We start from the raw sequence: 12,478 nt of genomic DNA on the forward strand, positions 1-12,478 counted from the left end.
ATTATTAAACATAAAATTAATTATGTAAAATGACTTTATTTTTGTTTTTCCTCTTTGTAGTCACAAGTTTCATTACTACATACTACTTGTTTGCCACCGCCACGTACTTTCTTTTCTACCAAATAGTGCTCACATTTTGGACAAGAACGGCCAACAGGTTTATCCCAGCTTGTAAATTCGCACTCAGGGTATCTGTCACAACCATAGAAAAGACGATTTTTCTTTGTCTTACGTTCAATGATTTGCCCTTTGTGGCAACTTGGACAGGTTACGCCAATTTCTTTTACAATGGCTTTGGTATTGTGACATTCAGGGAAATTACTACATGCATAGAATTTGCCATATCGTCCCAACTTAATTACCATTGGATGTCCACAAACGTCACAATCAAAACCAGCTGGTTCGTCTTTAATGACGATTTTTTCCATTTCAACTTCGGCTTTTTCAAGTTCGACGGCAAAAGGTTTATAAAATTGATCAACGACATCAACCCAACGGCGCTGGCCTTCTTCTACTTTATCCAGATCTTTTTCCATTTCGGCTGTAAATTCAGTATTTACAATATTCGGGAAAAATTCAACCACAAGTTTATTTACAATTTCGCCTAGTTCAGTTGGTTCAAAACGTTTGGCCACTAAACGGGCATAATAACGTTTTTGGATTGTTTCAAGAGTTGGTGCATATGTTGATGGACGACCAACTCCATTTTCTTCCAGAACTTTAATCAAAGTTGCTTCACTGTAACGGGCAGGCGGCTGAGTAAAGTGCTGTTCTGGTTTGAGATTTGCCTTCTTAACAGCATCTCCAGCTGCCATATCAGGAAGCATGTTGTTTTTCTCAGAGTCGTTATAGATAGCTAAATAACCATCAAATTTAACTTGTGAGCCATTGGCAATGAAAATCACACCATTTTGTGAAAGATTGACTTTCATCGTATCAAAAATAGCAGCTGTCATTTGGCTTGCCACAAAGCGATTCCAAATTAAAGTGTAAAGTTTTAACTGATCTTTGTCTAAATATTTCGCAATTGCTTCAGGGGTATTAAGGACATTAGTGGGACGGATTGCTTCATGGGCATCTTGAGCTCCGGCTTTATTAGAAACTTTTGACGAATGCTTGCTATACTTAGCCCCAAAACGCTCTGTAATGAAGTCTGCAGCTACGCCTTGCGCCATTGGAGAGATACGTGTTGAATCGGTACGCATATAGGTAATCAGCCCTTGGTGGCCTTGTGCACCTAATGTGAGCCCCTCATATAGTTGTTGGGCAACCATCATGGTTTTCCGTGTACGGAAATTAATTTTATTGGCCGCATCTTGTTGCATTGAGCTAGTTGTGTATGGAAGTGGTGAATTTCTACGACGTTCTTTTTTCTCTACTTTATCAACATCGAAATCTGGACCAGACAACCGAGACAAAACTTCCATCACATCATCGTTGTTATTTAGTGCACGTTTCTTACCATCAACACCCCAGAAAGCAGCTTTAAACTTTTTAGCTCCTTTTTTAAATTCGCCATCAATTGACCAATATTCTTGAGGGATAAAAGCATTAATTTCGTTTTCTCGATCAACAATGAGTTTGAGGGCGATAGACTGGACACGACCAGCTGATAATCCTTTTTTAACTTTTTTCCAAAGAATTGGACTGATTGAATACCCAACTAAACGGTCTAAAATACGTCGTGCTTGTTGTGCATCTACCAAATCAACATCAATACTACGTGGTTCTTTAAATGCATTTTTAACAGCATCTTTAGTAATTTCGTTAAAAACAACCCGATTTTTATCTTCCAAAGGAAGACCTAAAATATGTGCCAAGTGCCAAGCAATGGCTTCTCCTTCTCGGTCCGGGTCACTTGCTAAGTAAACAGCTTTTGCTGCTTTAGCCTCTTTTTTAAGAGAATTGATCAGTGGTGCTTTTCCACGTATATTAATATATTGTGGTTCATAATCATTGTCAATGTCTACGGACATTGTTGATTTTTTCAAATCACGTATATGCCCAACAGAAGCAACAACTTTGTAGTTTCGTCCTAAATATTTTTCAATTGTTTTTGCTTTAGCAGGTGACTCAACAATTACGAGATTTTTGCCTTTAACAATTTTTGTTTTCTTTTTACTCGCAGTTTTCTTACTGCTCTTTTTCTTTTTTGTAGTTGTTTGTTTTTCACTTGCTTTCGCCATATATTTACCTATTTTTTCAAATTTCAATAGTCTAATAATATAGGCTTTTAGGTCAGATGTCAAGCAATAAAACCAAAAGTGTTTTTCTTATAGGAGAATTAAACATTTATTAAAAGAAAAAAAGCTCTGTCAGTCCTTGGTTTTACTAATTTTACATAGATTTATAAATTTTCAATTTTTATAAAAAATTAAGGAAAGAAATTCCCTTCATATAAATAAAATTCATCTAAAATATCTTGTCCATGAGTGACAAGCTTGGCTGCACCTTGTTGGATTAATTGATTACAGCCAGAAGCATTTCTATTCAAAATATCTCCAGGTACAGCAAAAACTTCTCTATTACCCTCTAAAGCATAACGACTTGTGATAAGGCTACCACTACGTTGTTTTGCTTCCACAACGACAACTCCACGGGAAAGACCAGCAATGATTCTATTTCTCTCTGGGAAATGAAACTTGAGGGGTTGCTCTCCTACAAGGTATTCTGATAAAACTAATTCATGTGCTGCTAAGTATTCTTGTAATTTACGATTTTCTTTTGGATAACTAATATCTAACCCATTACCAATGACAGCAATGGTTGGAGTTTTTTGTTTTACAGCTGCTACATGGCTTGAGGTGTCAACACCGCGTGCTAATCCGCTCACAATAACAAAGTTTTGCTTTAATTCCTCAATAAGCTTGTGGATTATTCTTGGTGCTTCCTTAGACATTTCACGACTGCCTACAAACCCAAGTTTAGGAAGACTAAGCAATTTAAGATCTCCTCGGTAAAAAAGGAGGGCAGGTGGATTATATGTTTCTCTCAGCCATTCGGGATAAATGTCATCTAAAATGGAAAAGGAGGGGAAAATTTTGTATTGCTCACGAAGTCGTTTCACATCTTGACTCTTATAACTCTCAATAAAATTAGGGACAGTTTTGACCTCTGCAATCCGCGATAACTGGCGTAGAGTGAGTCTTGCTTCATGCCTCCTCTGATAATCAATCAGTTTCAAAATCCCTAAATTAGACATTCCTGCTTTTTTCAAACGTAATATTTCAAAGTTTTTAATCATGCAGCCTCCATTTTTGGTGTTATTCAATAATTAATACGCAAAAAATAGAAGCTGTTCACATAAAAAACTGCATTTCTGCAGTTTTTTTATTCCGCTTGTTCAATATCTTTTTTGAGTTGATCAAGATTAAATTTGGCTTGGAGGAAGTTTTGAGATTTTGTTGGGAAGTTTTGCTCTAAGGCATCCACTTGGCCTATTTCTACTTTACCGGAAAAGCCAGTAAATCCTAAAATATGGCCACCAAAATTGCATGAATCAGCAAGAAAATGCAGATGGTATCCAGCGACACTTACACCATGAAACATTTCTGGAGTCCAAAAACCGACGATAGTTCCCATGACGTTCTCCTCTTTATATTCGGGTTGATTTTCTGCTACTTTAGCAAAAGGTTCACCTTCTGCTGCGCCTGGAGCCATGCGCACATGCATCATATCAAAATCACCAGTCATTTTAATTGTATAAAAGGTATTTTCGCTATTAAACTCATTTTCAATTTTTTTGAAGAGTTCTTCGCTGGCGATTTTTTCTTCTTGTTGGAAAGAAAGTGTTGCTTCATGATGAGATACTGCAGCGTATGGGACAGTTTCATTGTCTTCTACTTGACGTACTTTTTTGTCTCCTGTTGCAATATAAGCTTTGCCATCCAAGACAATCAACTCACCATTGATACCTGACAAGGTTCCAATACCAAAGTTGCCTTTTTTCAAAAGCTCTCCAATCGTTAAGGTTCCTTCATAAAGTCCTGACATCAAAGCTGCAAGGGTGTTGTGTTGAAATAATTTCATTTTTCTTTCCTTTCAAATTTTGTAATTTTCAATACTCTAATTTTACCATATTATTACTGTCATGATAAAAATACGGATTGTTTTTTTAAGGCATTTTCTAAAAAAAAAACTAAGCAATATTGCTTAGTTTTTGATTAATTATGTATTAGTCTTCAAACCATTTATCAACTTGTTCTTTATGAGATTTAATCCATGTTGCTGCTGCTTGTTCTGGTGTTTTACCATTTTGAACATCAAGCATTACAGATTCCATATCTTTTTGAGACCAGTTAAACTTGTCTAATACTTTATAAGCTTCAGGATTATCTTCTTTAAGTCCTTTACGTACAATAGTATTGATGTCTTCAGCTTTACCCATTGAGTTTTTAGGATCTTCTAAATATTTCAAATCATACTTATTAAACATCCAGTGAGGTGACCAGCCAGTGATTACGATATCTTTATGTTGCTTGATAGCTTCACCAAGGGCAACAGTCATCGCACCTGAAGACGATGGTACTAAGTTCCAATCTTTCAAGTTATCATAATCTTTCAGAGCCTTCTCTGTTGCGGCCATAACACCAGCACCAGGTTCAATACCGATAATTGATTTATCTGCTTGATCCTTCAGATCTTCGATAGAATTTGCTTTCATGTAGCTTGGTACGACAAGACCAACTTTAGCTCCTTTAAGGTTAGGGCCAAGTAATTCAACGGACTTGCTGAACTTTTTCCATTGTGTTTCATGAGTGTTTGGGAGCCAAGCAGAAACCATACCGTCAGCTTGACCATTTGCTACAGTTTGCCAAGCAACTGTATTATCTAAAGCTGTCTTCTTAACGTCAAATCCATGTTGCTCCATAGCTTGACTTAATACGTTAATAGATGCAACTTCTGAGTCCCAGTTCATATATACAAGCTCAACATTTTTATCTGTTGCTGTTTTCGTAAGTGTAACACCAGAAATACCACCAATGATAAGAACGATAAGGGCTACTAACGCTCCTCTTTTTTTCCATTTCTTAAGTTGCGGATTGCCTTGTTTTTCAGTTGGGGCACCATTAAGTTTTTGAGTGAAACGGTCAATGATAATAGCTAAAATAACTAAAGCAATACCGTTTACAAAACCTTTACCGATATCCGCAGATTGAACAGCAGCTAAGACGCCACGTCCAAGACCAGGTGCACCGATCATTGAAGCAATAACGACCATTGAAAGTGCCAACATAATAGTTTGGTTAACACCTGCTAAAATTGTTCCTTTTGCTAACGGAAACTCTAACTTAAAGAGCTTTTGTCTTGGTGTTGACCCAAAAGAATCTGCTGCTTCGACCAATTCAGTAGAAACTTGACGAATACCCAAGTTTGTCATACGAACTGTTGGTGGCAAAGCAAAGATAACTGAGGCAAATACACCAGGGACCACACCGATACCAAAGAAAGCAACGGCCGGAATCAAGTAAACGAAACCGGGCATGGTTTGCATGAAGTCCAAAATGGGCTGCACAATCTTAGCAACAAGTTCGGACTTAGCCATCCATATACCTAAAGGAATACCGATAATAATAGAAACTAAACTAGAAAGCAAGACCAATGTTACTGTATTCATCAAGTCTGTCCATAAACCTTGATTGGCAATAAGAACTAAACCTAAGAATGTAAAGATAGGGAAGGCAATTTTACGTCCAGAAACTAAAACTGCCAAGAAAGTAACAACAATAATCATTAACCAAAATGGTACAGCTGTAAGTCCCGCAGTTACTGTATCCATAATTGCTGTACCAGCTTTTTGAATAATATCAAAACCAGCACTTAGATTGCTTGTAATCCAATCTGTTGCAGTCGAAACCCAATCTGCTAAGGGTATCTTACCTATTGCTAACTCAATCATTATTTACCTCCTCATCGTCTACATCTGCTAAAGCTTCAAGTACTCGTCCGCGAATAAGAATACCTTTGAGGAATCCTTCGTCATCTACCACGGCAACAGGCGTTGGAGAGTCATATATGATAGGTAAGATATCACTTACTAATGTTTCTTTACCAACTTGTCCAACATCTGTCATGAGAACTTCGCGAAGAGATTTATTCGCTTGTTTTGCTTGAACTGCTGCTTCACTGGTAATAACACCATAAAATTGACGTTTTTTATCGACAGCCATTAAAGAACTTACTTCTTCTGTCTTCATCTTTTTAAGCGCAACACTTGGACCATCAATGTCAATGTTAGTTGTTAAGGCAGGAATCATAATGTTCTCCGCTGTGATAACTTTTGCACGATCGACATCTTCTACGAAGGTTTTAACGTAATCATTAGCAGGATTAGTAAGAATTTCTTCACCTGTACCAATCTGCATTATTTTACCATCTTTCATAATGGCAATACGGTCACCGATACGTAATGCTTCATTCAAGTCATGCGAAATGAAAATAATTGTTTTTTGGAATTTTGCTTGAAGTTCCAAAAGTTCATCTTGCATCTCACGACGAATCAATGGGTCCAAAGCTGAGAAAGCTTCATCCATCAGAAGAATTTCTGGGTCATTGGCTAAAGCACGCGCTAAGCCGACACGTTGTTGCATCCCTCCTGAAAGTTGATTTGGATATTGATTTTTAAAATCAAGTAAGTTAGCATTGTCTAAAGCTTTTTCAGCACGCTTGCGACGCTCTTCTTTTGGTACGTTTTGTACTTCCAAACCATACTCTGTATTCTCAAGAATCGTTCTATGAGGGAAGAGACCAAAATTTTGGAAAACCATACTCATCGTTTTGCGACGCACTTTCAGCAAATCTTCTTTATTTAACGTAGCAACATCTTCACCGTCAATGAAAATCTTACCGCTTGTTGGCTCAATCAAACGATTAAGCAAACGTAATAGTGTGGACTTCCCTGAACCAGAAAGTCCCATAATAACGAAAATTTCGCCTTCATTTACTTCGAAGTTGGCATCATAAACACCGACACTCGCACCTGTTTTTCTTAAAATTTCGTTTTTCGAATCACCCTGCTCGACCATTGCCAAAGCAGTTTTTACACGTTTACCAAATATTTTGGTTAAGTGCTCAATTTTAATTTTTACTGGCAAAATATTCTCCTTTACTCTTAATAATTAAATACATTTCATTATTTAATGTTCATCAAAGTGACCATTCCATAATAACAAGGTATTGTCACTTTGTCAAATAAGTAAACTTACAAATATCTTAAATTGCCTAAATTTGAAAAAAATCCTCCTATAGCGACAGTTCCTATTGCCTGTCTCTATAGAAAGATATTTCTCAATGTCAAAACTAATTTTTATAAAAGAAATTTTGAATAATTTGTAAAGAATCTGCTCCACCAACAAAATACAAGGTATCATATTGGTTCAATGTTGCATATGGACCCGGCGAAATAATTAATTCGTCATTCTGTAAGATGGCAATAACGGTTGCACCTGTATTTTGCCATAAGTTCATTTCTCCGATAGTTTTACCTAAGTTTTCGGAAGGTTCATTAAGCTCAAGTTCAATCGGAGTCATTGGATTGGATTTTTGAAAGTGTGCTGTTTGTCCAACGAGTTTATCTAAAGTCGATGAAAAATTGGCAAGTTCCTTTTGTTGGCGAGCGACACTTTTCAAAATATCAGCTTGTAAATCCTGAATTGATTTAACTTCTTGATGTTGAGTCAAAAACTCTTGAGCTTTTTGACGTGAAGCAATAACGACGCCACTTCCATGAATTGAATCCACAATCCCTAAATCACTAAGAATGCTTACTGCTTTTCGTGCTGTTTCGGGAGAAACACCAAAAGTTGTTGCTAAGGTCGATCTTGCATAAATTTTTTGACCGATTTTTAATTCGTTGCGTACAATATTTTCCGCAATTAATATAGCAATTTGCTGATATTTCGGTTGTCTAACCTCTTTCACTTTTTCCTCCTTTTTTATTTATCCGTATACTATCATCATATAAAAATGCATTATGCCTTCTATTTTAATGTAAAAATACAAAAAAAGATAGTAAAATTATTTTTAAAGTGTAAAATTTCGAATATATCCTAGTTTGTATTTTATCGACTTGTATGATAAATATGTTTCGTATAAGTAATCTATGATATAATAGTCGCAAAAGTTTAAAAATAGAAAGTGATAATATGAACTGGATTTTTCGATTGATTAAAGGAATGATTATTGCTCTTGGCTTCATTCTTCCTGGTGTTTCTGGCGGGGTTCTTGCAGCCATTTTAGGGATTTATGAACGTATGCTCCATTTCTTGGCTCATATTCGTCAGGATTTCAAGAAGAATTTTCTTTTCTTCCTTCCTGTTGGTATTGGTGGGATTTTGGGCTTAGTTCTCCTTAGTCGACCTCTTGAGTGGGTGTTAGCGCATTATCAGATAATTGTATTATGGGGGTTTGCAGGTGCAATTTTAGGAACACTCCCTTCTCTCTTTAAAGAAAGCACACGTCAGAAGGCTCGTGATAAAAGTGATACCTTTACTTTAATCCTCACATTTGTTTTGTCAACACTTATTTTATATATGTTACCTGCCATTGCAGGAACGGTTCCGGCAAACTTCTTTGGTTTCTTCCTTGCAGGTATTTTAATCGCCTTAGGTGTTTTGGTACCTGGACTTAGCCCCTCAAATCTTCTTTTAATTCTTGGACTTTTCTCTCCAATGCTCGAAGGTTTTAAAAACCGTGATATTTTCGGTGTGTTTCTTCCTATTGCCATTGGTGGATTATTTGCTCTAGTAAGTTTTTCAAAATTAATGGAGAAACTTCTTATTAATTTCCATTCTAAAGTTTACAACTTTATCATTGGTTTAGTACTCTCAAGCACATTGCTGATTGTAGTACCTACACAAAGTGCCGAAGCCATCAATTATGCAGGTGCAACTCTCTCAACCTTCTTTATGAGTGCTCTACTCTTTGTAATTGGACTTGTATTAGGTCTATGGATGAGTAAGTTAGAAGAAAAATATAAATAAAGATTAATATCATAATAAAAAAGACTGGATATCAAACCAGTCTTTTTGTCTTAATCTGTTTCAATTAAACCAATATTTTTATCGGCACGTCGGTAAACAACACTCGTACGATTAGTATAGGCATCCAAGAAAACATAAAAATCATGGCCAAGCATATCCATCTGAAGCACTGCCTCTTCCGCATCCATCGGTTTAAGATCAACACGTTTCGTGCGGACGATTTTCACAGTATCTTCTTCAATCTCATCAATGGCATCTAAAGGAGCAAATTCGTCACCAAAGGCTAAGCCAGTTGGGACATTTATTTTTGATTTGCGGTTTACACGCGTTTTATATTTGCGAATTTGTCGTTCTAACTTTTCTTCCACTAAATCAATAGCTGCAAGTACATCTAGAGCAGTATTTTCTGCTCTTAAAGTTACATTTTTAGCTGGCACAGTTACTTCAACCTTATTACGCTTATCGGAATAAGACTTAATATTCACGTAGGCTGTGACTTCATGTCCATCATTAAAATATTTATTTAATTTACCGATTTTATCTTCGATATATGAACGAATTGCATCTGTAATTTCCACATTTTCAGCACGAATACTAAATTTAATCATAAGGTTGTTCCCATGGCATTTCAAAGAAATGCTCTTTCTTTTATTTATTTCTTATTTAATTTTAATATAAAAACAAATATGGGTCAACTAATATCCGAGATTTACCAGAATTAAAACTCTTGTGCTGCAGTTTCTACTTTACCAAGGAATTCAGCCAAAAATTCTTCAGCTTTTTCAGGTTGGTAAGCATGACCTTCAACACTAAGTGAAGAGAAGTCTGTACCAATAAATTCAAAGATAGTCTTCATGTATTGGCTACCTGTATCTTGACCATTGTACATACCACCGCTTGCTTGCAAGTGCATAACTTTCTTATCTGTTGCCAAACCTTTTGGTCCTTCTGCTGTGTAACGGAAAGTTTTACCAGCAACATTGACTGTATCAATCCATTTTTTTAGGCTAGCAGGAATCATAAGGTTCCACAATGGGCTCGCAATGACTACCTTATCTGCTGAAAGGAACTGTTCTGTATACGAAAGTATCCAAGCCTTTAATTGAGAAGCTGTCTTCAGCTGTCAAAGGATGTCCTTTTACAACAAGTAATTTAGTCATTAATAAATCCTCCAAGATTTTGTTTATTTACATTTGTAAACAATTTTTACTTTAATATTATAGCAAAAACATTTTACGAATGCTACAATTTTAGTACGTGAAACTTAGCACAAACTTAAAAGATAATAAAACCACCTCGAAATGTTTCAAGATGGTTTTATTTTTAATGACGAATGAGATAGTCAAAAGCACCCAGAGAAGCTGTTGCACCACTTCCCATAGCAATCACAATTTGTTTATAAACTGAATCTGTACAATCCCCTGCAGCAAATACACCAGGTACATTAGTAGCCCCTTGCTTATCAACGATAATTTCGCCTCGAGAGTTACGCTCTACTACTCCCTCAAGCCACTCTGTGTTGGGCACAAGACCGATAAGAATAAAGACACCTGATAATTCGAGGTTTACTTCTTTTTGAGTATCACGCTCGACATAATCTAGACTTTCAACTTTATCTGTACCATGAATAGCCTTCGTTTCTACATTGGTCAGAACCGTAACATTATCCAGTGAATAGAGTTTTTCTTGTAAAACTTTATCTGCTTTAAGCTCTGGTAAAAATTCTAAAACAGTCACATGTTCAACTACACCAGCTAAATCGATGGCTGCTTCAATCCCCGAGTTTCCTCCCCCAACTACGGCAATTTTTTGACCTGCAAAGATCGGTCCATCACAATGCGGACAATAAGCAATTCCTTTATTTTTGAATTCTTCCTCACCTGGAATACCAAGTGAACGCCAACGTGCTCCTGTTGATAATACAACCGTTTTAGACTGTAGGACAGCTCCATTTTCCAGAGTCACTTCAAGCAGGTCGTTTTTCTCTAATTTCACTGCTTTTTGTGTTTTCATAATATCAGCTGGATAGGCTTTGACATGTTCTTCCAGTTGAGCAGCTAACTTTGGTCCTTCAGTATAAGTCGTCCCAATCAAGTTTTCAATGCCTAGAGTTTCTAATGGCTGACCACCGAATTTTTCTGCTAAAATACCTGTGCGTATCCCTTTGCGTGCTGCATAAATAGCCGCACTTGCACCTGCTGGACCACCGCCAACAACAAGAACATCATAAGGATCTTTATCATCAAATTCTTCACTTCCAGCTTGACCCACGAGTTTATTTAATATTTCTTCAAGACTCATGCGCCCACTTGAAAATTCCTCACCGTTAACAAAAACTGTTGGCACAGCCATCACACCACGAGATTTGACTTCGTTTTGGAACATGCCGCCTTCAATCATCGTATGCGTAATATTTTCGTTAAGAACACTCATGATATTCAAGGCTTGGACAACATCTGGACAGTTATGACAAGTCAAACTTACATAAGTTTCAAAATGATAAGGTTTATCGATAGCTTGAATTCGTTTTTTAAGGTCTTCTTCAATCTTTGGTGAGCGACCACTTACTTGTAAAAGCGCCAAAACAAGCGAGTTAAATTCATGACCTAAAGGAATACCAGCAAAAGCAATACCTCTCATTTCTCCCTTGCGGACAACAGAAAAGCCAGGAGCTTTGACTAACTTAGCTTCTTCAACACTTATACGTGGTGACATTTCAGCAATTTCATTAACAAAATCACGTACTTTTTTACCGTTAGCATCTTCAGGATCTGCCTTAACGCGTAATGCGATATCATTTTCTAGAAGCTCTAAATATTGCTTGAGTTGTGCTTTAAGATTTTCTTCTAACATTTTATCTTTCCATTCTTTTTAGCTTAAAAAGGCGAGTAATCTACTTCGCCTCATTAAATTAAATTTTACCAACTAAGTCTAAACCTGGTGTTAGAGTTTCCGCATCTTCTTTCCATTTAGCTGGGCAAACTTCTCCTGGATTTTTACGGATATATTGTGCTGCACGTACTTTATCTACTAATTGGCTTGCATCACGACCAATACCATCTGCAGTTATTTCGACAGCTTGTACAATACCATCTGGGTCGATGATAAATGAACCACGTTGTGATAAACCAGATTCTTCATCCAATACATCAAAAATACGAGAAATCTTTTGTGATGGGTCAGCCAACATTGGGTATTCTACCTTACCAATAGCTTCACTGTGCTCATGCCAAGCAGCATGGACGAAATGTGTATCCGTAGAACATGAGTAAACCTCTACGCCTAAGTCTTTAAGAATACTGTATTGCTCTTGTAAATCTTCCAATTCTGTTGGACAAACAAAAGAGAAATCCGCAGGATAAAAGACAATAACATTCCATTTTCCTTTAAGATCATCTGAATTTACTGTCAAGAACTTGCCGTTTTGATATGCTTCAGTGACGAAATGTTCAACTTCTTTTCCGATTAAGGACATGATTTTTTCTCCAATTTTTCTA

The 12,478-nt window shown here is 36.6% G+C and carries 10 protein-coding genes and 1 pseudogene; 1 reads left to right on the top strand and 10 read right to left on the bottom strand.

Features of this window, described 5'->3' with window-relative positions; genetic code table 11:
* Positions 1–35: 35 nt before the first annotated feature.
* The 6 genes from topA to J0J36_RS05325 form a co-directional block, all read right to left on the bottom strand.
* Positions 36–2,186: a type I DNA topoisomerase gene (topA, locus tag J0J36_RS05300; RefSeq protein WP_153925516.1), complete on the bottom strand. Its 2,151-nt coding sequence runs from the start codon at positions 2,184–2,186 to the stop codon at positions 36–38.
* A gap of 188 nt (positions 2,187–2,374) precedes the next feature.
* Entirely contained in the window at positions 2,375–3,244 is an 870-nt protein-coding gene (gene dprA / locus J0J36_RS05305; RefSeq protein ID WP_019291673.1) for a DNA-processing protein DprA, read from the bottom strand.
* Positions 3,245–3,330: 86 nt separating this feature from the next.
* A complete protein-coding gene (gene budA, locus J0J36_RS05310) occupies positions 3,331–4,029 on the bottom strand; it encodes an acetolactate decarboxylase (RefSeq protein ID WP_019291674.1) in 699 nt (232 codons plus the stop codon).
* A gap of 145 nt (positions 4,030–4,174) precedes the next feature.
* The gene (locus tag J0J36_RS05315; RefSeq protein WP_153924855.1) at positions 4,175–5,899 is read right to left on the bottom strand and encodes an ABC transporter permease/substrate binding protein; all 1,725 of its coding nucleotides are present in this window, start codon (positions 5,897–5,899) and stop codon (positions 4,175–4,177) included.
* Positions 5,892–7,094 (bottom strand): glycine betaine/L-proline ABC transporter ATP-binding protein, encoded by a 1,203-nt coding sequence (locus J0J36_RS05320; RefSeq protein WP_014024780.1) that lies wholly within the window; start codon positions 7,092–7,094, stop codon positions 5,892–5,894. Before J0J36_RS05320 ends, J0J36_RS05315 begins: the two co-directional genes overlap by 8 nt.
* 205 nt (positions 7,095–7,299) lie before the next feature.
* A complete protein-coding gene (locus J0J36_RS05325; RefSeq protein WP_019291676.1) occupies positions 7,300–7,920 on the bottom strand; it encodes a GntR family transcriptional regulator in 621 nt (206 codons plus the stop codon).
* Between the two features lie 224 nt (positions 7,921–8,144).
* Here J0J36_RS05325 and J0J36_RS05330 point away from each other — a divergent pair, with 224 nt between their 5' ends.
* Positions 8,145–8,981, top strand: coding sequence for a DUF368 domain-containing protein (locus tag J0J36_RS05330; RefSeq protein ID WP_019291677.1), 837 nt, complete (start codon positions 8,145–8,147; stop codon positions 8,979–8,981).
* A gap of 50 nt (positions 8,982–9,031) precedes the next feature.
* Here J0J36_RS05330 and hpf read toward each other — a convergent pair whose 3' ends face one another.
* The 4 genes and pseudogenes from hpf to ahpC all read right to left on the bottom strand — a co-directional run bounded on the left by hpf (position 9,032) and on the right by ahpC (position 12,456).
* Positions 9,032–9,589, bottom strand: a complete 558-nt coding sequence (gene hpf, locus J0J36_RS05335) for a ribosome hibernation-promoting factor, HPF/YfiA family (protein ID WP_019291678.1) — start codon at positions 9,587–9,589, stop codon at positions 9,032–9,034.
* Positions 9,590–9,699: 110 nt separating this feature from the next.
* Positions 9,700–10,141 (bottom strand): annotated as a pseudogene (locus J0J36_RS05340) (FMN-dependent NADH-azoreductase).
* A gap of 163 nt (positions 10,142–10,304) precedes the next feature.
* A complete protein-coding gene (ahpF, locus tag J0J36_RS05345) occupies positions 10,305–11,834 on the bottom strand; it encodes an alkyl hydroperoxide reductase subunit F (RefSeq protein WP_019291679.1) in 1,530 nt (509 codons plus the stop codon).
* 58 nt (positions 11,835–11,892) lie between these two features.
* On the bottom strand, positions 11,893–12,456 hold the full coding sequence (gene ahpC, locus J0J36_RS05350; RefSeq protein WP_019291680.1) for an alkyl hydroperoxide reductase subunit C: 564 nt from the start codon (positions 12,454–12,456) through the stop codon (positions 11,893–11,895).
* Positions 12,457–12,478 lie beyond the last annotated feature (22 nt).

Origin of the sequence: Lactococcus sp. LG1074, from assembly GCF_017309525.1 — a bacterium.
In the GTDB taxonomy this organism is placed as follows: Bacteria; Bacillota; Bacilli; order Lactobacillales; family Streptococcaceae; genus Lactococcus; species Lactococcus petauri.

What these genes read in the sequence shown, in the direction of transcription:
- topA (WP_153925516.1), bottom strand. Translation starts at nt 2,186, where the DNA reads ATGGCGAAAGCAAGTGAAAAACAAACAACTACAAAAAAGAAAAAGAGC.
- dprA (WP_019291673.1), bottom strand. Translation starts at nt 3,244, where the DNA reads ATGATTAAAAACTTTGAAATATTACGTTTGAAAAAAGCAGGAATGTCT.
- budA (WP_019291674.1), bottom strand. Translation starts at nt 4,029, where the DNA reads ATGAAATTATTTCAACACAACACCCTTGCAGCTTTGATGTCAGGACTT.
- J0J36_RS05315 (WP_153924855.1), bottom strand. Translation starts at nt 5,899, where the DNA reads ATGATTGAGTTAGCAATAGGTAAGATACCCTTAGCAGATTGGGTTTCG.
- J0J36_RS05330 (WP_019291677.1), top strand. Translation starts at nt 8,145, where the DNA reads ATGAACTGGATTTTTCGATTGATTAAAGGAATGATTATTGCTCTTGGC.
- hpf (WP_019291678.1), bottom strand. Translation starts at nt 9,589, where the DNA reads ATGATTAAATTTAGTATTCGTGCTGAAAATGTGGAAATTACAGATGCA.
- ahpF (WP_019291679.1), bottom strand. Translation starts at nt 11,834, where the DNA reads ATGTTAGAAGAAAATCTTAAAGCACAACTCAAGCAATATTTAGAGCTT.
- ahpC (WP_019291680.1), bottom strand. Translation starts at nt 12,456, where the DNA reads ATGTCCTTAATCGGAAAAGAAGTTGAACATTTCGTCACTGAAGCATAT.